Here is a 23,781-nt window from a genome sequence, read left to right as displayed (position 1 = left end):
CCTTGTCGTCCTGAGCGAAGCGAAGGACCTCATCGCCGCCAGAAACGAGTGAACTTTGAAACTGCTGGCGATGAGATCCTTCGCTGCGCTCAGGATGACATGAAGGACAATCGCCATGCCTGACCACTCCCTCACCGTCGGCATCGATGTCGGCGGCACCTTCACCGACCTGCTCGCCATCGATCCGGCGACCAACCAGGTGCTGCTGGCCAAGGTGCCGACCACCGTCGACAACCAGGCGATCGGCTTCATGGCGGCGCTGGCGGCGGCCGGCGCCGATCCGGCGGCCCTGCAGGCCGTGGTGCACGGCACGACGACCACCACGAATGCTCTCCTCGAGCGCAAGATTGCCCAGGTCGGCCTGATCACAACGCGGGGTTTTCGCGACGTGCTCGAGCTCGGCCGCCGTACACGCCCGCAGCCCTATGGCCTGCGCGGTACCTTCGTGCCGCTGATCAGCCGCGAGCACCGGCTGGAAGTGCCCGAACGCATGGATGCCGACGGCCAGGTGGTCGTGCCGCTCGACGAGGCCGCCGTGGCCGACGCGGCGCGCACGCTGCTGGCGCAGGGCTGCGAGGCGGTCGTCATCCATTTCCTGCACAGCTACATCAACCCGGCGCACGAACGCCGCGCCGCCGAGATCGTGCGCGGCCTGTGGCCCAGCCCCTACGTGACCGCAGGCCACGCCATCCTGTCGGAATATCGCGAGTACGAGCGCGGCGTGACCGCTGCCGTCAACGCCTCTGTGCAGCCGGTGCTCGACCGCTATCTGTCGCGCTTGCGCCGTGAGCTGTCGGGCAAAGGCTTCGATCGCGACCTGCTGGTGATGCAGGGCAACGGCGGCACGATCTCCTCGCGCCTGATCGCCGAGGCGGCGGTCAACACGGTGATGTCCGGCCCGGCTTCGGGCGTGATGGCGGCGGCTTATACCGGCCGCGCCTCGGGCCATCGCCATCTCATCACCTACGACATGGGCGGCACCTCGACCGACGTCGGCCTGATCGAGGACGCCGTGCCCCAGGTCTCGGGCGAGCTCGAGCTCGAATACGCCATGCCGATCCACGTGCCGATGGTCGACGTGCACACGATCGGCGCCGGCGGCGGCTCGATCGCCTCGGTCGATGCCGCCGGCATGCTGCGCGTCGGTCCGGAGAGCGCCGGCGCGCGACCGGGCCCGATCTGCTACGGCCGCGGCGGCGCCGAGCCGACCATCACCGACGCCAACCTGGTCCTGGGCCGCCTCAATCCCGATCGCCTGCTGGGCGTGGACCACCCGGTGACGCTCGACCATGTGCGCAGCCTCCTGGAAAGCCGCGTCGGCGCGCGGCTCGGGCTCGATGCCGAAGCGGCCGCTGCCGCCATCCTGCGCGTCGCCAACGATCGCATGGCTGGTGCGATCCGCCTGGTGTCGCTGTCGCGCGGCCACGATCCGCGCGACTTCGCGCTGTTCGCCTTCGGCGGCGCCGGACCCTTGCATGCAGCGGCGCTGGCGCGCGAGCTGGCGATCCCCACGGTGCTGGTGCCGGCACGGCCCGGCATCACCAACGCGCTGGGCTGCGTCGTCGCCGACCTGCGGCACGACTATGTGCGCACGGTCAACCGCCCGCTGTCGGCCCTCGACGATGCCACGGTGGCGCGCATCTATGCCGAGCAGACGGCGGAGGGCGAGGCGACGATCGCGCGCGAGGGCGTGCCGGTGCGCGCGCTGCGCCATGTGCTGAGCGCCGACATGCAGTTCCAGGGGCAGAGCCACATCCTGTCGGTCGCCGTCGACAGCCCGGCCATCGGCATCGAGGGCCTGCGCAAGGCCTTCGCTGCCGCCTACTGGCGCCGCTTCGGCATCGAGCTGCCGGAGATCCCGCCGGTGCTGGTGAACCTGCACAGCGCCGTGATCGGCGAACGACCCGAGATCTCGCTCGCCGCGCTCGCCGGGACGGATCGCGCGTCGACGCTCGCGGCGTCGCAGACCGGCGAACGCCGTGTCTCGTTCAGCGACGGCTGGCACCAGACGCCGATCTACGCGCGCGAGCGCCTGCCGCGAGATGCAGCGTTTGAGGGACCCGCGATCCTCGAGCAGCTCGACTGCACGACCGTCGTCGAGCCGGGCGATCGGGTGACGCAGGACGAGATCGGCAACCTGCTGATTGCGGTCAAGACATGACAGAGCTGTCGCCCGAGCAGGCCACGGTGGCAGCCCGCTATCGCACCTTCGCCGCCGAGGAGGTCCACGGCGTGTCCCCGAGCTACGAGCGCCTCACATTGGAGGTCGCCGACTCGCGCGAGATCCTCGATTTTCTCCTCGGCTTCCCGTCGGCGCGCCGCCAACCCAACCTGCTGCTGGCCGCATCCCGCATCGTCGCCGGACGGGTGCCGGACAAGGATCACCTGATCGAGCTCATCCGGGACCCCGAGGGGCGCCTGCGCACGCTCATGCTGTCCCGCACCACCCAGACCAACGAGGCGGCGCGCTGCGCCGTCCTGCTGCCCGTGCTGGCCAGCCTGCCGCCGCCGCTGGCGCTGATCGAGGTCGGGGCGTCGGCAGGTCTATGCCTGTTGCCCGACCGCTATGGCTACGACTACGGCGCACGGCGCATTGCCGGCGCGCCCGGCAGCCCGACATTCCGATGCGTCGTGCAGGGGTCGGCGCCGATCCCTGCCGCTGCGCCGACCATCGTCTGGCGTGCCGGGCTCGATCTGTCGCCGATCGATCTCGGCTCTGAAGCGGACACTGCGTGGCTCGAGGCGCTGGTATGGCCGGAGCAGGAGCATCGCCGGCGCCATCTCCAGCAGGCCATCGCCGTTGCCCGCGCAGCGCCGCCGCGCGTCGTCCGTGGCGACCTGTTGCATGATCTCGATGCCCTGATCGCCCAGGCGCCGGCCGGCACGACCCTGGTCGTCTTCCATTCCGCCGCGCTGGCCTACGTGACGCCGCGCGCCACGCGTCTGCGGTTCGTCGAGAGGCTGCGCCGCACACGTGCGACCTGGATCAGCAACGAGGCGCCCGGCGTGTTTCCGGACATCCTCGCGCAGGCCCCCGCGCCGATGCCGCCGAGCAGGTTCCTGTTGGCCGTAGACGGCGTGCCGAAAGCCTGGACGGGTCCGCATGGCCAGTCACTGGAGTGGTTTGCTTGAGCACGCTGTGCTTGGCTGGGTTCGGCCGAGCAGGATGTGCTCCAGGGAGGAGTTAACGATGAAGATCACCGAGATCGTCGGCCACATCCCGCAATGCATGGTCGACCAGCCGCTCGTCTCCGCGCGCAGCTGGGTCTACGGCATGCTCCCTGTCGGCCGTCGGACAGGGACGGAATGACCGATGGCCTTTCGCTTCGTCCACGCGGCCGACATCCACCTCGACTCGCCTCTGCGCTCTCTCGCCCTGCGCGACTCGGCTCTCGCGGAGCTGATCGGCAACGCGACCCGCCGGGCGTTCGTCGGCATCGTCGATCTGTGCCTCTCCGAGGAGGTCGATGCGCTGGTCCTCGCCGGCGATCTATACGACGGCGACCAGACGTCGATGAAGACGGCGCGTTTTCTCGCCGAGCAGCTGCAGCGGCTGCACGAGGCGGGCATCCGCGTCTACATCGTCCGCGGCAACCACGACGCGCTGTCGCGCATCACCCGGGAGCTCGTGTTGCCCGACTCGGTGAAGGTGTTCGGCGGCCGCGCCGAGGCCGTCCCCGTCGACCTCTCGGGCGGCGGGCCGGCCGTCGTGGTCCATGGCCTCAGCTTTGCCCAGCCGCACGCGCCGGACAGCCTGCTCGCACGCTACAGGATGCCGGTCGAGGGCGCAGTGAATGTCGGCATCCTGCACACGAGCCTCGCCGGCGCGGCGGGACACGATCCCTACGCGCCGTGCAGTGTCGCCGATCTCCAAGCAACAGGCTATCGCTACTGGGCGCTCGGCCACATCCACAAGCGCTCGGTGACCGAAGGGTCGTGCACGATCGTGATGCCCGGCAATCCGCAAGGGCGCGACGTCAACGAGGCCGGACCGAGGTCCGTCACCCTGGCCAGGATCGACGATTCGGGTTCGATACACGTCGAGGAGCGCCGCACCAGCATCGCCCAATTCGAGCGGGTCGACGTCGATGTCACGGGCGTCGTCGATTGGCGGGACCTGCCAGACGCGCTGGCGCATGCGCTGGCGCATGCGCGGCAGGATGTCCTGTCCGGTCACCTGGTCGCGCGGCTGCGCCTGATCGGAAGGACGTCGCTGGATTGGCGCATTCGCAGCAACCTCGATCTGGTGAAGACGGAGGCAGATCTTCGTGCCGCCGAGATCGGGACCTGCACGGTCGAGAAGCTGGAGGTCGACTGCCAGTCACCTCGAGCAGAGGGTACGCCGGCCGCAGACCCGATCTCGGAGCTGCGCCGGTTGATCGACGGGGAGATCGCCGGTTCCTCCGCCTTTCTCAAGGAGGCGGCCGAGATCGGCGTGGAATTGAAGGCCCAGCTACCCCCGGAATGCCGTGACCTGCTAGGCACCGACGAGGCATCCTTCAAGGAACGCTTGGCTGACCTCACCCGGGAGGGCGCCGACGACGTTCTCGCGCGCCTTCGCGCCCGTACGCCGGCGGGAGAGAGCTGATGCGCCTGCGGAGACTCGACCTCAGCCGATACGGCAAGTTCACCGATCGGGGGATCGATTTCGGCGAAACCGCCGAGGGACAACCTGATCTACACATTGTCTACGGCCCGAACGAGGCGGGAAAGTCGACGGCGCTCGGCGCCTTTCTCGACTTCCTGTTCGGCATCGAACCGAGGTCGCGCTTCAATTTCCTCCATCCCTACTCGACCATGCGGATCGGTGCCTGTCTCGAGCTGTTCGACCGTGCCGTGACCCTGGTCAGGGTGAAGCGGGCGCACGGCAGCCTGCTCGACTCGAGCGATCAGCCGGTCTCGGACGCCCTGGTCCTGGAGGAGCTCGCTGGCATCGATCGCGAGTCCTACCGGACGATGTTCTCGCTCGACGACGAGTCCCTGGAAGTCGGCGGCGAGAGCATCCTCGCCAGCAAGGGCGACCTCGGGCAGCTTCTGTTCTCGGCGAGCGCCGGACTGGCCGACCTCGGTCGCAATCTCGTCGAGATCAGGGCCGAGGCCGACCGGTTCTACAAGTATCGCGCCCGCGGCGGCGAGCTGGCGGAGCTCAAGGCTCGGCTCGCCACCCTCAGGGAGGAGCGGGAGCGGATCGATACGTTCGCCGCCCAATATGCCAATCTCGTCGTGCAACGAGATCGCGCACGCAGCCAGTACCAGGAGGCGCTGGACGAGAGGGCACGGCTCAACACCCGCATCGACGAGATCGCGCGCATGCTGAGCACGCTGCCGCGGCTGGCCGACTTGCGTGACTTCCGCCGACGTCTCGCGCCGCTCGCGGAGCTTCCGGATGCACCACTCGGCTGGGCGGAGCAGTTGCCCGGTTTGCAACGAGATGAAATTGCTCTCGCAGAGCGGGCGCAGGCAATCGAGGGCGAGATTGCCCGCCTCACCGCCGAGCGCGACGCGATTGACATCGATCGGGTGGCCCTCGCCATGGCCGACCGTATCGAGCGCCTCGCCGACCTGCGGGCGCGCTACATCACGGCCGAGAAGGACATTCCCGAACGCCAGCTGCAGTTGCGCGAGGTCGAGCTCGTCATAGCGGGTATCCTGGAGCGACTCGAATGCGGGGCGGAACCCGATCCGGGCCGGCTTGTGCTGACCGCTTCCGTCACGGCCGCCTTGCGCGGGCTGATGGAGCGCCGTTCCGGCATCGAGGCCGCCTCGAGGGCGGCGGAGAACGAGTTGGCTGCCGCCCGACACGGCTTGGCTGAAGCGACCCGCCGGCTCGACGAGGCCGGCGGAAGGGCCGATGCCGAGGCGGTCGATCCGTCAAAGCTATCGTCGCTGGTGACGGCCGTCGCCGCCGTGCGTGCCGACGATCACGCCGCACGCCGCCGGCTAGCCACCCGGTCCCGCTCGGCCGGCCGGCAAGCGTTGGACGAACGGTTGGCCGAGCTGCGACCATGGCAGGGCGACGTCGAGCAACTCGCCGGTCTGGCGTTGCCGGATGCGGTCGAGATCGAGCGCTGGAAGAAGACGGCTGCCGACCTTGAGAAGCGTCTCGACGGCTACGAGGCCGACATCGGGCGATGGACGGTCGAACGGGATCGCCTCGTGGCGGCGCGCGACGCGATCGGCGCGACCGGCGTCGTCGGCGACCAGGAGGCGGGTGACGTCCGGACGGAGCGGGAACAGGCCTGGGCCCGTCACCGCCGGACGCTCGATGAGGCCTCCGCCGATGCCTTCGAGCGGACGCTGCGTCGGGACGATCTCGTCACGATGGCAAGGCTTGCCCACACGTCCGATCTCGCCAGGCTGCAGCAGACGATCCAGGCGCTTGCGGACGTGAACGCCAAGCTCGACCGTGCAGGCGAGCTTCGTGCCGCGGCGGAGAAGGCTCGCGAGCAGAGTCGCGAGGAAGTCGCCGGGTCATTGCGCTCGGCATCGTCGGCGCTGTCGGACCGGATGTCCCTGTCGCAGCTCGAAAGCTGGCTCGCGCGACGCGACAAGGCTTTGGAAGCGGGATCGGCTGTCGGCAAGGCGGAGCGCGAGCTGAGCGAGGCCGAAATGGATGCGGCGACGGCGCAGGAACGGCTTTCAAGCGCGCTCCGCTCGGTTGGCCTTTCACCCGAATCGGACGCCACCGTCGAGGCGCTGCTCGCGATGGCGCAAGCCGCGATCGATCGCGAGGTGGCGTTGCAGCGCTTGCGGGGCGAGGTCGATGATCGTCGGCGCGAGCTCGGCCGGCGTGAGCAGGAGCTCGAGGCGGCCGCCCAGCAGGAGCGCCGCTGGGGGATCGACTGGGAGGCGGCCTGCGGCAGATGCTGGCTCGGCGACAGCGGTGCGGCCCCCGCGCTCGGGACCGTGCGCGAGGTCCTGGCGACACTCGCCGATCTCGCGCCCGCCTTGCAGAAGCGCGCCGGACTCGCTGACCGCATAGGCAAGATGCAGACGGACCAGGCCGCCTTTGCCACCGAGCTCGAGGTCATCACGCAAGATCTCGGGTTCGACCCGTCCGACATGCCGGTGCTGGATCTGGCGCGGACGGTCGAGCGCCGCATCAAGCAGGCGTCGGCGGCCGAATTGGAACGTGCTGCCAGGCAGCGAAGTCTGGAGGAGGCGACGAATCGAAAGCGCAAGCTCGCCGACGACTTGGCAATCCATGCCAAGCGCAAAGCCGAGCTGACGCGCTTCTTCGGCGTGGAGACGCTTGTCGAGGTGGGTGAGAAGCTGCGCGACATCGCGACAAGAGCCTCGATCCGGGATCAGGCGGCCTTGGCGGAGCGTGACATCCTCAACAACTTGAGGGTGGCGACGCTGGACGAAGCGGAGCCCTTGCTGGAGAGCTTCGATCAGGATGCGCTTGAGGTGGAGTTTGCCGAGCTCAAACCGCGTCTTGTGGACCAGGATCAGCGCTGCCGCGACGTGTTCTCGTCTTTCAGCAAGGCGGGCGATGCCGTCGCCGCGGTGGGCGGCGATGATGCCGTGGCGCGGATCGAGGAGCAGCGGCGCACGATCCAGCTCGAGGTCGAGGAGAAGGCCGAGCGCTATCTCAAGCTGCGACTGGGCGCCGCCGCGGCCAATCATGCCCTGCGTGTCTACCGCGAGACGCATCACAGCTCGATGATGGCGCGCGCCTCCGAGGCATTCTGCACGATCAGTCGGGGTGCCTACGCGAGGCTGGCCACCCAGCCGGACAAGGACGGCGAGATGCTGATTGCCGTCGCCGCCGACGGTCGGTCGAAAATGGCCGTCGAGCTGTCGCGGGGTGCGCGTTTCCAGCTTTATCTGGCCCTGCGCGTTGCCGGCTATCACGAGTTCGTCCGGTCGAGGCGGCCGGTACCCTTCATCGCCGACGACATCATGGAATCGTTCGACGATTTTCGCGCCGAGGAGGCATTCCGCCTCTTCGCGGACATGGCCGGCGTGGGGCAGGTGATCTATCTCACCCACCATCGCCATCTGTGCGACATCGCCCGGCGGGTGTGCCCCGGCGCGCGCGTGCACGAGCTGGGCGACGGCGCAATAACGAGAGAGGGGAGCCCATGAAGATCACCGACGTCGCCTGCCACATCCTGCAATGCAAGGTCGACAAGCCGTTCGTCTCGGCGCGCGGCTGGGTCTATGGCACGCGCTCGTCGTGCGTGGTCGAGATCTCGACCGACGAGGATATCACCGGCTGGGGCGAGTGCTACGGGCCGGCAACGGTGGCCAAGACCTTCGTCGACACCCAGTACAAGCCGCGGCTGCTTGGCCGCGATCCGTTCGATGTCGAGGCGATCTGGGAGGATCTCTACAATCGCATCAAGGACTACGGCACCACCGGGATGGCGATCTCGGCGATCTCCGGTATCGACATCGCGCTGTGGGACATCATGGGACGCGCCGTTGCGAAGCCAGTGCACAAGCTGATCGGCGGCGCCTACCGCAGCGAGGTCGTGCCGTATGCGACCGGGCTTTACTTCATCGACATGAATCGGCTGGTCGAGGAAGCGGTCGAGGAGGCGCTCGAATTCAAGAACGATGGCTTCCGCGCCATCAAGATGAAGATCGGCCTGGGCGATCTCAAGCTCGACGCGCGGCGCGTCGCGGCGGTGCGCGAGGCGATCGGGCCGGACATCAAGCTCGCGGTCGACGCCAATCACTGCTTCTCGGTGCCTAATGCCATCAAGCTCGGCCGCATGCTGGAGGAGCACGACATATTGTGGTTCGAGGAGCCGATCAGCCCGGAGGACCATGACGGCTACGTCGAGGTCACGCGCGCGCTCGACATGGCGGTGGCCGGCGGCGAGAACGATTTTACCCGCTGGGGCTTCCGCGACGTCATCGCGGACAAGGCCATGGACATCGTGCAGCCCGATCTGTGCGCCGCCGGCGGCTTCTCGGAGTGCCGCAAGATCGCGGCGCTGGCCAGCGCCTTCGGCGTCGAATGCGTGCCGCACGCCTGGGGCTCGGCAATCGGGCTGGCCGCGACGGTGCAGTTCCTCGCCGCCCTGCCCGACCAGCCGCCGGCGTTGCGTCCGATGCCGCCGATGCTTGAGTTCGAGCAGACTCCCAATCCGCTGCGCGGTCATCTGGCGACGGTGCCGATCGAGCAGAAGGGGGGTATCGTCGCCGTGCCGACCGGCCCCGGCCTCGGCATCGAGATCGATCGCGCGGTGCTGAAGAAGTACAAGGTGGCATGAGGACACATCTTCCATTCCTCCCCCGTCATCGGGGGAGGTGGCCCGAAGGGCCGGAGGGGGAAGGCCTCGGTCGAGATGCGGCAGTTCCGACGTCGGAATTCGAAGCATCTCGACTGCGGCTCTCCCCCTCCGCCCCGTATGACGGGGCACCTCCCCCGATGACGGGGGAGGGATTCGAGACGAGCGGCGTGCCAGCATGACGGGGACGCCGGGCGGCACCGTTGCAACCCTGCAAAAGGCCTTGGCACGCCACCAAGCCGGCGATCTCGCCGGCGCTGCGGAGCTGTACGAGGCAGTCCTGCGCGCTCGTCCCGATCAGTTCGATGCGCTTCAGCTGTTGGGCATCCTGCACGGCCAGAGCGGCCGCCTGGCGCGCGCCGCCGAGTTGCTCTCAGCGGCAGTGCGCGCCCGGCCAGACCATGCCGGCGCCCGGTTCAACCTGGGCAGCACGCTGCGGCGCCTCGATCGCTCCGCCGAAGCGCTCGATCACTTCGACAAGGCTGTCGTGATCGAGCCCGCCATGGCCGACGCGCATTTCGGCCGGGCGAACGCGTTGTCCGATCTCGGCCGATTTGCGGAGGCGCTTGCAGGATACGATCGCGTGATTGGGCTGAAGCCCGATCACCTGGATGCCCTCATGCGGCGCGCGATTGTGTTGCAGGCGCTTGGACGAACGGCGCCGGCGCTGGAGGGCGTCGAGCGCGTCCTTCGGTCGAACGGGTCGCGCCTCGATGCCTTGCGCCTGCGCGGCATGCTGCTGGCCGCCGCTGGCCGTCCGCAGGAGGCGATCCTGAGCTTCGAGCGGGTGCTCGCGGTCGACCCGCGCGAGGCCGACTCGCTCAGCAACCGGGGCAACCTCCTGAGTGGGCTGGGGCGCCTGGACGAGGCCCTGGCGAGCCATGATGCCGCGATTGCCGTTCGCCCCGACCAGCCCGCGCTTTACGTCAATCGCGGCGCCACGCTCGAGGCGATGAAGCGGGTCGCCGATGCGCTGGCCGACTACGACCGCGCCCTGTCGCTCCAGCCGCGGCTCGTTGAAGCCCATATCAACCGCGCTATTGTGCTGCACGCCCTGGGGCGCTCGGCGGAGGCGCTGTCGGGGTGCGATGCGGCCCTCGCGCTCGACGGCAAGCGCGCCGCCGCCATCCGCCTGCGTGGTTCGCTGCTGGCCGAGCTCGGTCGTCCGCAGGAGGCGCTCGCGAGCTTCGACCGGGCGATCGCCCTCGACGCCGGCGATGCCGAGTCGATCAGTCGCCGTGGCGATGTCCTGCGCATCTTGGGGCGGCTCGGCGAAGCGCTGGCGAGTCATGACCAGGCAGTTGCCGCGCACCCGGACCGCGCGGAGTTCCTTATCAACCGCAGCACCACGCTGGCGGAGCTGAAGCGCTCCGCCGAGGCGCTGGCCGATCTCGACCGTGCGTTGTCGATAGAGCCCGCCTCGGCCGTGGCCCAGGTCAATCGCGCCATCCTGCTGCGCCGGATGGGTCGGCTGCACGAGGCGCTGGTCAGCAGCGATGCGGCGATCGCATTGAAGCCCGATCTGGCCGTCGCCCATGGCAGCCGCGGCTCGGCGTTGTGGGAACTCGGACGGCTCGAGGAGTCGCTGGCGAGCCACGACCGCGCGGTGGCGCTCACGCCCGACGACGCCGACGCGCTCGCCAATCGCGGCGCCACCCTGCTCGGGCTGCAGCGGCTCGACGAAGCGCTGGCCTGCTATGACCGCAGCCTGGCGCTGCACCCTGGCGAGGGCGAGGCGGCGTGGAACAAGTCCCAGCTCCTGCTGCTGCGCGGCGACTTCACGCAGGGCTTGCCGCTCTACGAGGAGCGTCGGCGCAAGCCCGAGTTTCCAACGGTGGGGGATCCGGCCGTGCCGTCGTGGCGACCCGGTGTGTCCCTGGCCGGCCGGTCGGTCCTGGTCCATTGGGAGCAGGGGATGGGTGATACCATCCAGTTCTGCCGCTATCTGCATCGGCTCGCGGCGCAGGCGGGCCGCGTCCTGTTCGCAGCCCAGCGGCCGCTCGCGGGCCTGATGCGCGGTCTCGGGCCGGGAATCGAGATCGTCGATCCGGCCGACCCGGCGCTGCGCTACGACCTCAGGCTGCCTCTGCTCAGCCTGCCCTTGGCCTTGGCCACCACGCCGGACACCATCCCCGCCGACGTGCCGTATCTCGGCGCCGAGCCGGAACGGGTCGCGCGCTGGCGGCGGCGCCTGGGCGAGGGCGGGCTGCGCATCGGCATCTGCTGGCAGGGCAACCCCAGCCTGGTCGACCGTGGGCGCTCCTACCCGCTGGCTGCGCTGGCGGGTCTGGCGCGCCGTCCCGGCACGCGGCTCCTCAGCCTGCAGAAAGGGCACGGCGTCGAGCAGCTGGGCGCGCTGCCGCAAGGCATGACGGTCGAATCCCTGGGCGACGATTTCGATTCAGGGCCGGACGCCTTTCTCGACAGCGCCGCCGTGATGCAGAGCCTCGACCTCGTGATCACCTCGGACACCGCGATGGCGCATCTCGCCGGGGCGCTGGCGCGTCCGGTGTGGGTGGCGCTGAAGCAGGTCCCCGATTGGCGTTGGTTCCTCGATCGACCGAGCAGCCCGTGGTACCCGACGATGACTCTGTTCCGTCAGCAGCAGCGCGGCGACTGGGCGGGCGTGTTCGACGCCATGGTCGCGCGCCTCTCCGAATGGCGATGATGAAGGGGTAGGACATGAAGATCGTCGACGTCAAAGCCTATCCGACCAGCTTCCGCGTGCCGAAGGAGCGGCAGGTCTCGCTCGGTATCGGCACCATGACCAAGCGCGACTGCGTGATGGTGAAGGTGACGACCGAGGACGGGATCACGGGCTGGGGCGAGAGCCATCATGCGCGCTCGCCGGGCAGCGTCGGCCATCTGATCAACACGACGCTGAAGGGCTTCGTCGTCGGCATGGACGCCACCGACACGGTCGGCATCTGGGCGAAGATCTACAAGTTCCAGCTCGGCAGCCACGGCATGGGCGCCGCCACCGCGATGGCGATGAGCGGCATCGACCAGGCGCTGTGGGACATCAGGGGCAAGGCCGTGGGCTGGCCGCTCTACAAGCTGCTGGGCGGCAGCTCCCGACCGGTGCCGGCCTATGCCGGCGGCATCTCGCTCGGCTACCAGCCGCCGCAGGCGCTGGTCGCCGAGGCGATTCCCATGGTCGAGGCCGGCTATCGCGCGCTGAAGCTCAGGATCGGTGACACGGTCGGCAGCGACATCGCCCGCATGACGGCGATCCGCCACCATTTCGGCGACGACATCGCGATCCTGACCGACGCCAACACCGGCTACTCGGTGGCCGACGTGCGGCGCGTCATGCCGGCGATGGACGAGCTTGGCATTGGCTGGCTGGAGGAGCCGTTCCCGGCGCATGACCATCGCTCCTACGCCGAAGCCAAGGGCTTTGGCATGACGCCGCTGGCCGCCGGCGAGAATCACTACACGCGCTTCGAATTCCATCGCGTGATCGAGGACGGTGTCATCACCATCCTGCAGCCCGACCTGTCGAAGAGCGGCGGCATCACCGAGGTCCAGCGCATCGCCGCGGCAGCCTCGATGTGGAAGCTGCCGATCCATCCGCACAGCTCGATGACCGGATTGAACCATGCCGTGTCGATTCACTTCCTGGCGGCGATCGACAATGGCGGCTATTTCGAAGCCGATCTGTCGGTCGCCAACAAGTTCCGCGACGAGCTCGGCAGCGAGCCGTGGAAGATCGGCGTCGACGGCTGCGTGCGCCCGCTCGATAAGCCCGGCATCGGCGTCGAGATCGACGAGGCGTTCCTCGCGGCACACCCGGTGATCGAGGGGCCGGGGTACGTGTAGTCTTCGCCGGGAGCGCGCCACTCCGTGGCGCTCATGATCTCCTCCCCAACGAAGTTGGGGAGGTGTCGCCGTCTTCGGCGACGGAGGGGTCATGAGCCTCAGGCTCAAGCCTCTCCCATGATTCCTGACCCCTCAGTCGCGTGTGACGCGACACCTCCCCAGCGAAGCTGGGGAGGAGAATATGAGCGCCACGGAGTGGCGCGCTCCCGGCAATGAACCGTGCCGCTACGCCGCCGCGATCAGGTCCGACGCCTTCTCCGCGATCATGTTGGTGGCGGCGTAGGTGTTGCCCGACACCATGCGCGGCATGCACGAGGCGTCGGCGACGCGCAGGCCGGTGAGGCCGACCACGCGCATGCTGAGCGGATCGACCACGGCCAGGGGATCGGTGCCGAGCTTGCAGGTCCCGACTGGATGGTAGGTCGTCGAGCCGGTGGCGCGCGCATGCGCCATCCATTGCTCGTCGGTCTGGCAGTCGGGTCCGGGGAAATTCTCGCGGATGACGTGGTCGGCGAGCGGCCGGGTGGCCAGCAGCTTGCGCAGATACTTCATCGCCGCCAGCAGGGCATCGCGGTCGGTCTGCACGGCAAGATAGTTGGGCTGGATCTCCGGCTTGGCCGCCGGATCGGCCGACACTGCCTTCACGTGACCCGTGCTCTCGGGGCGCAGCTGCGAGGCGCCGAGCGTCATGCCCGGCACCGTGTCGAGCACCGCGGTGCCGTAGCTCCCGCCGGGATAGCTCGCCGGCGCGAAATAGAGCTGCATGTCGGGAGTCTCGAGGCCGGGGCGCGTCTTGAAGTAACCGCCGGCGTGGCTCGGGCTGCTGGTCAGCAGCCCCTTGCGGGCGATCGCATAGTGCAGCACCTCGCCCACGAGTCTCAGCCCGCGGCTGCGCTCGTTGAGCGAGCCCGCGCCCTTCACCAGGGCGGAGACGCGGATGGCGTAGTGGTCACGGAAATTGTAGCCGACGCCGGGCAGGGCGTGCTTCACCGGCACGCCGATCGCCGCGAGGTCCTCGGGCTTGCCGATGCCGGAGATCTGGAGAAGCTGCGGCGTGTTGATGGCGCCGCCGCACAGCACGACATCGCGCCGCGCCTTGATCTTGTGGACTTGGCCGTTGTGGCGATAGGTGATGCCGACCGCCCGCTTGCCGTCGAGATCGATCGACTCGGTCATCGCGCGCGTGACGACCTCGAGGTTGGGCCGGCGCAGGATGGGACGCAGATAGGCATCGACCGGGCTCCAGCGTCGGCCGCGCCGCATCATCTGCTGATAGAGCAGCGTGCCTTCCTGGTCCCCGCAATTGTAGTCGGGCGTGCGCTTGAGCCCGAGCGCTTCGTTGGCGCCCATGTAGGCGATGCACAGCGGATGGGGGTCGCGCTGGTCCTCGATGCTGAGCGGCCCGCTGCGGCCGCGCACCTCGTCGCTGCCGCCGATGCGCGATTCGGCACGCTTGAAGTAGGGCAGCACGTCGGTCCACGACCAGCCGCGACAGCCGAGCTGCGCCCACATGTCGTAATCCGCCGCCTGGCCGCGCACATAGAGATGGCCGTTGATCGAGCCCGAGCCGCCCAGCACCTTGCCGCGCGGGTACTTGATGCGGCGATTGTCAATGAACGGGCCGGGCGCGGTTTCGTAGCCCCAGTTCAACTTGGCGTCATAGACGGTCTTGTTGAACCCCGCCGGGATCTTGATCCAGATGTTGCTGTCGTTGCCGCCCGCTTCGATCAGAGCCACCGTGTGGCGGCCCGAGTCGCTCAACCGGTTGGCCAGCACGCAACCCGCGGCGCCGGCGCCGACGATGACGTAGTCGAATTCGTTCATTGTGGTTTCTCCCGGTTTCGAACTTTCCTCCCCGGCTCCGCCGGGGAGGTGTCGCCGTCACAGGCTTTTGGCCGCGCAGCGGCCAAAATGCCGATACGGCGACGGAGGGGTCATGAGCCTCAGGCCCAACCCTCTCCCATGACTCATGACCCCTCCGCCCCGTAGGGCGGGGCACCTCCCCAGCGAGGACGCTGGGGAGGATAATGAGACCTACGCCGCAACCACCAGCGTCGATGCCAACTGGCGCACCGACTTCACCATGGCCATGGCCACCAGCTTGCCGGTCTTGCGGTTCTCCTCGCTGACCGCGACGTCCTCCTTGAAGGTGAAGCGGCCGAAGGCGCCCACCGCCTCCAGTTCGACGACGTGCGTATCGATCGTGGGGTCGGCGACGATTACCACGCGCGTGCGGTCGAGCCCCAGTCCGGCGATCGCCGCGGCGGCCGAGATGTTGACGTTCTGCGGATAGAGCCGCGCGCCCTCGCGCACCGGGCCATCGAACACCACGTGCGGCTGGCGAAGTGCATCTAGGTCGACCAGCGTCTCGGCGATTGTTCCTTTCCAAGCCGACGGATCCTTGCGCACCGTGACGGTGACGCTGTCCAGGCCGCCTACCGCCGCGCTGCTCAGGATGTCGAGCGCGCCGATGCCGGCCGACGGCAGGATCAGGCGCCTGCCATTGGTGCGGGCGACGGCGAGCAGGCGATCGAACAATGCCGTGTCGGTGAAGGCGCCGACCGAGGTCACCAGGAAATCGGCGCCGCTCTCCAGCACGCGTTCGCCATGGCGGCGCACCGCTTCGTGGCCGGCGCATTCGGCGACAGCGTCGAACCTGTGCGCGAAGAAGCGGTCGGGCTCGTGGGTCAGCAGGCCCGCGTCGCGTGGCCGTTTGACCAGCACCGACACCAGCTCGGCATTGTCGATGCGCGCGGCCTCGATGTGACGGCCGATGGCGCCGTAGCCGATCAGCCCCAGACGGATCGGATCACGCACGGTCACGCGAGCTTCTGCTCGACCCAGCGCGCCCAGCTGATCAGCTGGTCGTCGCTGCCCGGCGGGCCGATCAGCTGCACCGACAGCGGCAGGCCGAACGGCCCCGTATTGAACGGCAGGGCGATGCAGGGCGTGCCGAGCAGGGTCCAGAAGCGGTTGAACAGCGGGTCGCCGGTGCTGCCGAGACCGGCCGGCGCCTCGCCCTTGGCCGACGGCGCGAGCAAGATGTCGAACGACTGCCAGGCCTTGGCGAGTTGGTCGAGGCACTCGCGCTTCAGCTTCTTGGCGTCGGCATACTGGCGGTTGGTCACCGCATCACCCTCGACCATCACGCCGGCCATGATCGGTGAGAACAGGTGCGAGAACCGTGCGCGCTCCTTCGCATAAGACTGCGTCGCTTCCTTGGTCATGATGCGATGCTGCGCCTCGACGAGGGTGTCCCACTCTCTTGGCGGCACCCAGTCGCGCACCCTGGCGCCAGCCGCCTTCACGGTGCGGGCGGCGAGCTCGATATTCTTGCGATTGTAGCCGTCGACCTGGTCCCACCACGGTGTGCGCATCAGGCCGATGCGCGGCGCCTCGGTCACCGGATCAGCGGCGGCGTGGCCGTAGGCGGCGCGGATGAGGGCAAGATCATTGGCTTCGCGGGCGAAGAAACCCAGCGTGTCGAGGGTCGGCGCGTAGGGCTTGATGCCTGTCATGTCGGCCCAGCCGTAGGTCCCCTTGTAGGCGACGACGCCATTGAAGGCGCCGGGCCGGATCACCGAGCCCGCGGTCTGTGTGCCGTAGCCGACCGGCGCCATGAAATCGGCGACGGCGGCCGCCGAGCCCGACGACGAGCCGGCTGGCGTGTGGCGGAGATTGTGCGGATTGTGCGTCTTGCCGGCATGGCCGCCGGCGAACTCGGTGGTCACCGACTTGCCGAGCACGATGGCGCCAGCCTTGACGAGCTGGGTCACGCAGGCGGCGTCCCTGCCGACGACATGGTCGCGATAGATAGCCGAGCCGCAGGTGGTGGGCATCGTCCGGGTGGAAATGATGTCCTTCACCGCCAGCGGAATGCCGTGCAGCGGCCCGACCGGGCGGGCGCGCTTGTCGAGCTGGTCGGCGCGCTTGCGGGCGCCATCCGGATCGAGTGCCTCCCAGGCATGGACCTGGCCTTCGCGCGCGTCGATGCGGTCGAGGCAGGCCTCGACTAGGTCGCGGGCTTTCAGGCGCTTGTCGGCCATCTGCTTCACGGCGGCGCTGGCCGACAGCCGGTTGGGCGATTTCGCCATGTGTGCTTTCCCCCGGGTCGTGGTTCGGGCCATGATGGCCGAGCAATCATGCAATGAACAGCGCTGCCGGGGATGGGAATGGCCGACGACGCAATCAATTTCTGGTTCTCGACCGGCAGCACCTACGCCTATCGTCATCGCGACGATCGGCTCGACGATGCGATCGCCTGGTTCCGTCACGGGAGTCTGAAGCCATGACTTTGCCCTTTGCCGTCCGCAAGCTCGGCCACGTCGTCGTCAACGTCGCCGACCTCGAGACATCCAAGCGTTTCTACACCGAGGTGCTGGGCTTCCAGCCCACCGACATCTACGGCGACGACAAGATGCCGGGCGGCATGGTGTTCCTGCGCTGCAACGGCGATCACCATTGCCTGGCGCTGATCGGTGGCGCGCCGCCGGCCGGCGAGGCCAAGCGCACCCTGCATCACCTGGCCTTCGAGCTGGCGACGCTCGACGAGGTGTTCCGTGCCCGCGATCATCTCAGGCGGCATGGCGCCAGGATCGTTTACGAAGGCCGCCGGCGCGCCGGCTGCCAGGTCTCGGTCGAGTTCCTCGATCCCGACGGCCATCACCTCGAGCTGTTCTGGGGTCTCGACCAGATCGGCACTGACGGCCGCGTGCGGCCGGCCGACGAATGGCGCCAGACGGCGACCCTGGAAGACGCCGTGCGTTTCGCGCCGCCCGGCCAAGACACGACCCTGCACGACGCCAACCTAAAGCGCGCCGACGCCGCCGATTGATGGCGATGCGCCGACGTCTTCTGCTCGCCGGCGCCGCCAGCGCCGCCCTGGGCGCGACGAGCGCTGCCCCTGTCACGACGGCGCGGGCACAATCCTTCCCCAGCCGTCCGGTGCGGATCATCGTGCCCTACACGCCGGGCGGCACCACCGACATCCTGGCGCGCGAGCTCGCCGCAAAGCTGCAGCCCGCGCTGGGCCAGAACGTGATCGTCGAGAACAAGCCGGGCGGCGGCGGCACGATCGGCTGCGAGATGGTGGCGCGCGCCGATCCCGACGGCCACACGATCCTGATGGGCCATATCGGCACGCTCGCGATCAACCCATTGGTCTATCCGCAGCACAGCTATGATCCGGTCACCGGCTGGACGCCGATCGCCTATGTCGCCAACGTGCCCAACGTGCTGGCGGTGAACGCCGCGGTGCCGGCGCACTCAGTGCCGGAGCTGGTGGCGCTCGCCAAGGCCAGGCCGGGCGTGCTCGCCTACGGCACGGGCGGCCCGGCCAGCGCCTCGCATCTGGCGACGGCCTACTTCGCCTATGTGAGCGGTGCCGACATTCTGCACGTGCCCTACAAGGGCACGGGGCCGTTCATCGCCGATCTCGTGGCGGGCCAGCTGCAGATCGGTTTCACCGGCGCGCCGGTGGTGATGCCGCTCGCCAAGCAGGGCAAGCTCAGAACGCTCGCCATCTCGAGCGCCCGGCGCTCGAACGCCTTTCCCGAGCTGCCGACGATTGCGGAGTCGGGCTATCCCGGCTTCGAGGCCGACCAGTGGTACGGCATCACCGGACCGGCCGGCATCGATCCTGTGGTCGTGGCCAGGCTGAACGCCGAGATCAATCGTGCCCTCGGGTCGCCCGAGATACGCGCGCGCCTGGAGAAGGAGGGCGGCGAGCCGGTGCCGATGCCTGCCGATGCACTGGGCAAGCACATCGCCGCCGAGATCGCGCGTTGGCGACCGGTGGTGAAGGCCGCCAACATTCGCCTGGAGTAGCCGGTAGCCCTTGGGGGAAGCATCGATGAGCGAGACGATCATGTTCCACGACGGGAACCGCGAGCTGCAGGACCAGTTCGGCAGCCGTCGCATCGCCGATCGGCTCGAAGAGAAGCTGACGCGGCGCCAGCTCACGGCACAGGACAAGGCCTTCATCGAGGGCGCCATGTTCTTCTTCCTGGCGACGGCCGACGCCGAAGGCCGGCCGGATTGTTCCTTCAAGGGCGGCGCACCGGGCTTCGTGCGCGTGGTCGCGCCCGATGAGATCGCCTTCCCCGACTACGACGGCAACGGCATGTTCAAGAGCCTGGGCAACATCCTGGCGAACCCCGCGGTCGGCCTGCTGTTCATCGACATGGGCGAGAAGCCGCGCCGGCTCAGGGTCAACGGCCAGGCGCGCGTGAGCCGCGACGATCCGCTGATGCAGCGCTTCGCCGGCGCCCAGCTCCTGGTGCGCGTCAGGACCCGCGCGATCTTCCCCAACTGCCCGCGCTACATCGTGACTCCCGGCACGCCGGAACCCTCGAGATACGCGCCGCGCCCGGACTACCAGCCGCCCGAGCCGGCATGGAAGGGCTTCGACGACTTCAAGGACGTCATCCATCCCCGGCAGCCGACGCCTAACGGGGAGTGAGCTCATGGCTGGCAGCGCAGCCCTCCGATGGCGCTCATGGGATCTGTGATCGAGAAGATGAGCGCCATCGGAGGGCTGCGCTGCCAGCGCATGATCGATCTTCATGCTCTTTCGGACCGCGAGCGTCTCGCTCGCTCATGAGCTTTGATGAGGTGCGTTCGGCTTCGCCGAGCCGCGCCATGAGCGAGCGAGATGCTCGCGGTCCGGAAGACGATGACTGGTAGCAGTGGTGGCGCCGAGCGCCGCGGCGACGCAACGTTTCAACGCGGACCTGCGCGAGGCCATGAAGGGCACGGTGTGGGTCAGCGGTTGCCGCAGCTGGTACCTCGACAAGAACGGCAATCCGGCGCTCTGGCAGTGGAGCTTCGACCGCTTCCGCGACGAGATGCGCGCGCCCGATCTCGCCGACTTCGCGCTGGCAGCGTAGCGTCTTCTCCTCCCCAGCTTCGCTGGGGAGGTGTCCGCATCTGCGCGGACGGAGGGATCATGAGCCTCAGGCTCAACCCTCTCCCATGACTCATGACCCCTCCGTCGCCGATGACGGCGACACCTCCCCACGTGAGGCGTGGGGAGGAGAATGATCTTCGTCGAACTGCATCACGAATTGACGACAGCGACTGCCTCGATCTCGATCATGAAATCGGGGCCGGCAAGGCGCGTGACGCCGACAGTCGTGCTGGTCGGGGTAGCCACGCCCAGGTAGCGCATGCGAATGTCACCGCACTTCTGGAATTCGTCGAAGTCGGTGACGAAGGTATTGGTCTTCACCACATCGGCCCAGGTCGCGCCGGCGGCCTTGAGGCATCGGTCGAGGTTTTGGAAGGTCTGCTCCATCTGGGCGCGCATGTCGCCCTTGCCGACACAGTTGCCGTCGATATCGCGCGCGAGCTGACCCGCAGTATAGACGATCTTGCCGGTGCCGCTGACCGTCACGACGTGCGAGTACGACGGCTGCCCGTGGGACATCCTGATGTTCATGCCTTCCGGCTGGAAACGTTCGATCTTCAGGGTCATCTGTGCTCTCCCGTCGGCTCGTCTTTGCCGCGCGCGATGATACACCTATTGGAAGCGCGGCGACGCTGAAGTGGGGAAGAGCGCAGCGCCGCTATCAGGCTTTCGGCTCGGCTGGCGGCTTGCGGCCAAAGCTCTTGAGCTTCTCGCGCAAGGTCTGGAAGGCGACGTAGAGACCGGGGATGACGAAGATGCCGAGCATCGAGGCGGCGATCATGCCGCCGAACACGGCGGTGCCGACGGCGCGCTGGGTGGCGGCGCCGGCGCCGGTGGCGATGACCAGCGGCACCAGGCCCAGGATGAAGGCGAACGACGTCATCATCACGGCGCGGAAGCGCAGGCCCGCCGCGGTGGTCGCGGCCGTGACGATGTCCTTGCCGTGGGCGCGCTCCTCCATGGCGAACTCGATGATCAGGATGGCGTTCTTGGCGGCCAGCGCGATCAGCACGACGATGCCGATCTGGGCGAAGATGTTGTTGTCGAGGCCGGACAGGAACAGCGCGGTCACGGCGCCGAACAGGCCGACCACGACCGACAGCAGCGCGGCGATCGGGATGGCCGTGCTCTCGTAGAGCCCGACCAGGAACAGGTAGGCGAACACCACGGCCAGGCCCAGGATGAAGCCGGTCTGGCCGCTCGCTGCCTTCTCCTGCAGCGCCGTGCCGGTCCATTCGTAGCCGAAGCCCGCCGGCAAGGTGCTCTTGGCAAGCCTCTCCATGGCGGCGATCGCATCGCCGGTCGAGTAGCCGGGCGCCGGCGCGCCGTTCAGCACCACCGAGCGCAGGTTGTTGTAGCGCACGATCGACGACGGCGCGGTGATCAGCTCGACGTTAGCCACCGCCTGCAGGGGCACCAGCTCGCCGTTCGACGACCGGATGCGCACGCGGAACACGTCGTTGACGTTGCCGCGGTCGGCGGCGTCGGCCTGCACCTTGACCTGCCAGGTGCGGCCGAACAGGTTGAAGTCGTTGGTGTAGGTGCCGCCGAGCGTCGTCTGCATCGCCGAGAAGATGTCGGAGATCGACACGCCCAGCGCCTGGGCGCGCTCGCGGTCGAGCTTGAGATTGATCTGCGGCGTCGAGGCGGCGTAGGTCGTGAACACGCCGGCAAGCTGCGGTACCTGCTGCGCCGAGACCATCATGCCGCGTGCCACCGCCGCCAGGTCGACCGGCGGCGCGCCGGCCAGCGACTGCACGACGAACTCGAAGCCCGACGAGTTGCCCAGCCCCATGATCGGCGGCAGGTTGAAGGCGAAGACGTTGGCCGAGGCGATCTGGGCGAACGCCTTGTTCATTTCCTCCAGCGCATAGAACACCGAGAGCGACCTGTCCTTGCGCTCGGCGAACGGCTTCAGGCCAGCCACGACCAGGGCGCGGTTGGGCAGGTTGAGCCCATCGAGCAGGCTGTAGCCGCTGACCGTAAAGACGCTCTGCAGCCACGGCTTGCCGATGATCCTCTGCTCGACCTCCTGGATCGACGCCAGGGTGCGGTTGGTCGAGGCGGCGTCGGGCAGCTGCAACTCGGCCATGAAGGCGCCCTGGTCCTCGTCGGGCAGGAAGCCTGAGGGCACCAGGCTGCCGATGCCGCCGGTCGCCAGGATGAAGCCGCCGACCAGCAGGAGCGCGATGAAGCCGCGGCGGGCGAGCGGCGTCACCAGCCGGACATAGCCGTCGCGGCTCCTGTCGATGCCGTTCTGCAGCCACGCCATGACACCCCGGGGCTTGCCGCGATGGCGCAGGATCAGCGAGCACAGCGCCGGTGACAGCGACAGCGCATTGATCGCCGAGATCACCATCGATACCGACACGGCGACGGCGAACTGCTGGTAGAGCTGGCCGGTGATGCCGGGGATGAATGCCGTCGGGATGAACACCGACAGCAGCACCAGGGTAATGGCGATGATCGGGCCGGTGACCTGGCTCATCGCCTTCTCGGTCGCCTGGGCGGGCGTGAGATCGGGCTCGTGCTCGAGGATGTGCTCGACCGCCTCGACCACGACGATGGCGTCGTCGACCACGATGCCGATCGCCAGCACCAGGGCGAGCAGCGAGATGGTATTGGCCGAGAAGCCCATCGCCAGCATGACGGCGAAGGTGCCGATCAGCGCCACCGGCACGGCAATGATCGGGATCAGCGTGGCGCGCAGGTTGCCCAGGAAGACGAAGACCACGATCGCCACCAGCACGAAGGCCTCGATCAGCGTGTGGATCACACTTTCGATCGTGGCCTCGACGAACACGGTGGTGTCGTACATGACGTCGTAGGCGACATCGTCGGGGAAGCGCGGCTCGAGCTCCTTCAGCGCCTGGCGCACGCCCTTGGCGGTGGCCAGCGCATTGGCGCCCGGCAGCTGGTAGATCTGGATGCCGGCGGCCGGCTTGCCGTTGTAGCGGCCGACCGAATCGCTGGTCTTGGCGCCGAGCTCGACGCGGGCGATGTCCTTGATGCGCACCAGAGACCCGTCGGGCTGAGCGCGCACCACGATGCCCTCGAACTCGCCCACCGTGGTGAGGCGGCCCTGCGTGGTGATGTTGAGCTGGAAGCCGACATCGTCGAGCAGCGGCGCCGCGCCGACCAGGCCGACCGCCGCCTGCACGTTCTGCGCCTGCACCGCCTTCACCACCTCGCTGGCGGTGATATCGAGGCTCGACATGCGGTCGAGGTTCAGCCAGACGCGCATCGAGTAGTCGAGCGCGCCGAACAGCGTGGCATCGCCGACGCCCGGCACGCGGCGCAGCGTGTCGAGCAGGGTGATGGTCGAGAAGTTGGACAGGAACAGCCCGTCGCGCGTGCCCTTGGGCGAGTAGACCGCCACGACCTGCAGCAGCGCCGAGGACTGCTTCTTGGTGGTGACGCCGAGCCGCTGCACCTCGGGCGGCAGCAGCGCCAGCACCTGATTGACGCGGTTGGTGACGTTGACGGTGTTGAGATCGGGATTGGAGCCGACCTCGAAGCTGATGGTCAGCGCGTAGCTGCCGTCGCCGCCCGAGGTCGACTTCATGTAGATCATGCGCTCGACGCCGTTGACCTGGCCTTCGATGACCTGGGCGACGCTTTCCTCGACCGCCTGCGCCGAGGCGCCGGGGTAGGTGGCGGTGACCCTGACCTGGGGCGGCACGATGTCGGGGAACTGCGCCACCGGCAGGGCGGTCAGCGCCAGCAGGCCGGCAATGGTGATGACCGTCGAGACGACGAAAGCCAGCCGCGGCCGGCGGATGAACAGCGACGAGATCGTCATGGGAT

The 23,781-nt window shown here is 68.3% G+C and carries 16 protein-coding genes; 11 read left to right on the top strand and 5 right to left on the bottom strand.

The features are described from left to right. Window positions 1-115: 115 nt before the first annotated feature. The 7 genes from ACILR9_RS02500 (at window position 116) to ACILR9_RS02470 (ending at window position 13,067) form a co-directional block, all read left to right on the top strand. A complete protein-coding gene (locus ACILR9_RS02500) occupies window positions 116-2,161 on the top strand; it encodes a hydantoinase/oxoprolinase family protein (RefSeq protein WP_395708306.1) in 2,046 nt (681 codons plus the stop codon). Next, window positions 2,158-3,132 (top strand): DUF2332 domain-containing protein, encoded by a 975-nt coding sequence (locus ACILR9_RS02495; RefSeq protein WP_395708305.1) that lies wholly within the window; start codon window positions 2,158-2,160, stop codon window positions 3,130-3,132. The genes ACILR9_RS02500 and ACILR9_RS02495 overlap by 4 nt, the downstream gene beginning before the upstream one ends. Before the next feature lie 181 nt (window positions 3,133-3,313). Continuing rightward, window positions 3,314-4,588 (top strand): exonuclease SbcCD subunit D, encoded by a 1,275-nt coding sequence (locus tag ACILR9_RS02490; protein WP_395708304.1) that lies wholly within the window; start codon window positions 3,314-3,316, stop codon window positions 4,586-4,588. After that, complete coding sequence (locus tag ACILR9_RS02485) at window positions 4,588-8,091, top strand: AAA family ATPase (protein ID WP_395708303.1); 3,504 nt, start codon at window positions 4,588-4,590, stop codon at window positions 8,089-8,091. The genes ACILR9_RS02490 and ACILR9_RS02485 overlap by 1 nt, the downstream gene beginning before the upstream one ends. Then, window positions 8,088-9,227, top strand: coding sequence for a mandelate racemase/muconate lactonizing enzyme family protein (locus ACILR9_RS02480; RefSeq protein WP_395708302.1), 1,140 nt, complete (start codon window positions 8,088-8,090; stop codon window positions 9,225-9,227). The genes ACILR9_RS02485 and ACILR9_RS02480 overlap by 4 nt, the downstream gene beginning before the upstream one ends. Before the next feature lie 196 nt (window positions 9,228-9,423). Further along, a complete protein-coding gene (locus ACILR9_RS02475) occupies window positions 9,424-11,913 on the top strand; it encodes a tetratricopeptide repeat protein (RefSeq protein ID WP_395708301.1) in 2,490 nt (829 codons plus the stop codon). 14 nt (window positions 11,914-11,927) lie between these two features. Next, entirely contained in the window at window positions 11,928-13,067 is a 1,140-nt protein-coding gene (locus ACILR9_RS02470; protein ID WP_395708300.1) for a mandelate racemase/muconate lactonizing enzyme family protein, read from the top strand. A gap of 225 nt (window positions 13,068-13,292) precedes the next feature. On the opposite strand, the gene ACILR9_RS02465 is transcribed toward ACILR9_RS02470, so the two are convergent. From ACILR9_RS02465 to ACILR9_RS02455, 3 genes are all read right to left on the bottom strand, one after another. Beyond that, window positions 13,293-14,891: a GMC family oxidoreductase gene (locus ACILR9_RS02465; RefSeq protein WP_395708299.1), complete on the bottom strand. Its 1,599-nt coding sequence runs from the start codon at window positions 14,889-14,891 to the stop codon at window positions 13,293-13,295. A gap of 210 nt (window positions 14,892-15,101) precedes the next feature. Further along, window positions 15,102-15,890: an aspartate dehydrogenase gene (locus tag ACILR9_RS02460; RefSeq protein WP_395708298.1), complete on the bottom strand. Its 789-nt coding sequence runs from the start codon at window positions 15,888-15,890 to the stop codon at window positions 15,102-15,104. Then, a complete protein-coding gene (locus tag ACILR9_RS02455) occupies window positions 15,887-17,161 on the bottom strand; it encodes an amidase (RefSeq protein WP_395708297.1) in 1,275 nt (424 codons plus the stop codon). The genes ACILR9_RS02460 and ACILR9_RS02455 overlap by 4 nt, the downstream gene beginning before the upstream one ends. 194 nt (window positions 17,162-17,355) lie before the next feature. On the opposite strand from ACILR9_RS02455, the gene ACILR9_RS02450 reads away from it, so the two are divergent. The 4 genes from ACILR9_RS02450 to ACILR9_RS02435 all read left to right on the top strand — a co-directional run bounded on the left by ACILR9_RS02450 (window position 17,356) and on the right by ACILR9_RS02435 (window position 19,954). Then, complete coding sequence (locus ACILR9_RS02450; RefSeq protein WP_395708296.1) at window positions 17,356-17,901, top strand: VOC family protein; 546 nt, start codon at window positions 17,356-17,358, stop codon at window positions 17,899-17,901. A gap of 5 nt (window positions 17,902-17,906) precedes the next feature. Next, window positions 17,907-18,893 (top strand): Bug family tripartite tricarboxylate transporter substrate binding protein, encoded by a 987-nt coding sequence (locus tag ACILR9_RS02445; protein WP_395708295.1) that lies wholly within the window; start codon window positions 17,907-17,909, stop codon window positions 18,891-18,893. Window positions 18,894-18,918: 25 nt separating this feature from the next. Next, window positions 18,919-19,527: a pyridoxamine 5'-phosphate oxidase family protein gene (locus tag ACILR9_RS02440; protein ID WP_395708294.1), complete on the top strand. Its 609-nt coding sequence runs from the start codon at window positions 18,919-18,921 to the stop codon at window positions 19,525-19,527. Window positions 19,528-19,756: 229 nt separating this feature from the next. Next, window positions 19,757-19,954: a hypothetical protein gene (locus tag ACILR9_RS02435; protein ID WP_395708293.1), complete on the top strand. Its 198-nt coding sequence runs from the start codon at window positions 19,757-19,759 to the stop codon at window positions 19,952-19,954. A 170-nt stretch (window positions 19,955-20,124) separates the two neighbouring features. Here ACILR9_RS02435 and ACILR9_RS02430 read toward each other — a convergent pair whose 3' ends face one another. Next, complete coding sequence (locus ACILR9_RS02430; RefSeq protein ID WP_395708292.1) at window positions 20,125-20,541, bottom strand: RidA family protein; 417 nt, start codon at window positions 20,539-20,541, stop codon at window positions 20,125-20,127. 94 nt (window positions 20,542-20,635) lie between these two features. Then, window positions 20,636-23,776 carry an efflux RND transporter permease subunit gene (locus ACILR9_RS02425; protein WP_395708291.1) on the bottom strand — a complete coding sequence of 1,047 codons (3,141 nt, stop codon included), beginning with the start codon at window positions 23,774-23,776 and terminating at the stop codon, window positions 20,636-20,638. Window positions 23,777-23,781: the final 5 nt, after the last annotated feature.

It is taken from the genome of Reyranella sp. (assembly GCF_044224635.1).
Classification (GTDB): Bacteria; Pseudomonadota; Alphaproteobacteria; order Reyranellales; family Reyranellaceae; genus Reyranella.
This window is presented reverse-complemented; position numbering and strand designations above follow the sequence as displayed.

What these genes read in the sequence shown, in the direction of transcription:
- ACILR9_RS02500 (WP_395708306.1), top strand. Translation starts at nt 116, where the DNA reads ATGCCTGACCACTCCCTCACCGTCGGCATCGATGTCGGCGGCACCTTC.
- ACILR9_RS02495 (WP_395708305.1), top strand. Translation starts at nt 2,158, where the DNA reads ATGACAGAGCTGTCGCCCGAGCAGGCCACGGTGGCAGCCCGCTATCGC.
- ACILR9_RS02490 (WP_395708304.1), top strand. Translation starts at nt 3,314, where the DNA reads ATGGCCTTTCGCTTCGTCCACGCGGCCGACATCCACCTCGACTCGCCT.
- ACILR9_RS02485 (WP_395708303.1), top strand. Translation starts at nt 4,588, where the DNA reads ATGCGCCTGCGGAGACTCGACCTCAGCCGATACGGCAAGTTCACCGAT.
- ACILR9_RS02480 (WP_395708302.1), top strand. Translation starts at nt 8,088, where the DNA reads ATGAAGATCACCGACGTCGCCTGCCACATCCTGCAATGCAAGGTCGAC.
- ACILR9_RS02475 (WP_395708301.1), top strand. Translation starts at nt 9,424, where the DNA reads ATGACGGGGACGCCGGGCGGCACCGTTGCAACCCTGCAAAAGGCCTTG.
- ACILR9_RS02470 (WP_395708300.1), top strand. Translation starts at nt 11,928, where the DNA reads ATGAAGATCGTCGACGTCAAAGCCTATCCGACCAGCTTCCGCGTGCCG.
- ACILR9_RS02465 (WP_395708299.1), bottom strand. Translation starts at nt 14,891, where the DNA reads ATGAACGAATTCGACTACGTCATCGTCGGCGCCGGCGCCGCGGGTTGC.
- ACILR9_RS02455 (WP_395708297.1), bottom strand. Translation starts at nt 17,161, where the DNA reads ATGGCGAAATCGCCCAACCGGCTGTCGGCCAGCGCCGCCGTGAAGCAG.
- ACILR9_RS02450 (WP_395708296.1), top strand. Translation starts at nt 17,356, where the DNA reads ATGACTTTGCCCTTTGCCGTCCGCAAGCTCGGCCACGTCGTCGTCAAC.
- ACILR9_RS02445 (WP_395708295.1), top strand. Translation starts at nt 17,907, where the DNA reads ATGCGCCGACGTCTTCTGCTCGCCGGCGCCGCCAGCGCCGCCCTGGGC.
- ACILR9_RS02440 (WP_395708294.1), top strand. Translation starts at nt 18,919, where the DNA reads ATGAGCGAGACGATCATGTTCCACGACGGGAACCGCGAGCTGCAGGAC.
- ACILR9_RS02430 (WP_395708292.1), bottom strand. Translation starts at nt 20,541, where the DNA reads ATGACCCTGAAGATCGAACGTTTCCAGCCGGAAGGCATGAACATCAGG.
- ACILR9_RS02425 (WP_395708291.1), bottom strand. Translation starts at nt 23,776, where the DNA reads ATGACGATCTCGTCGCTGTTCATCCGCCGGCCGCGGCTGGCTTTCGTC.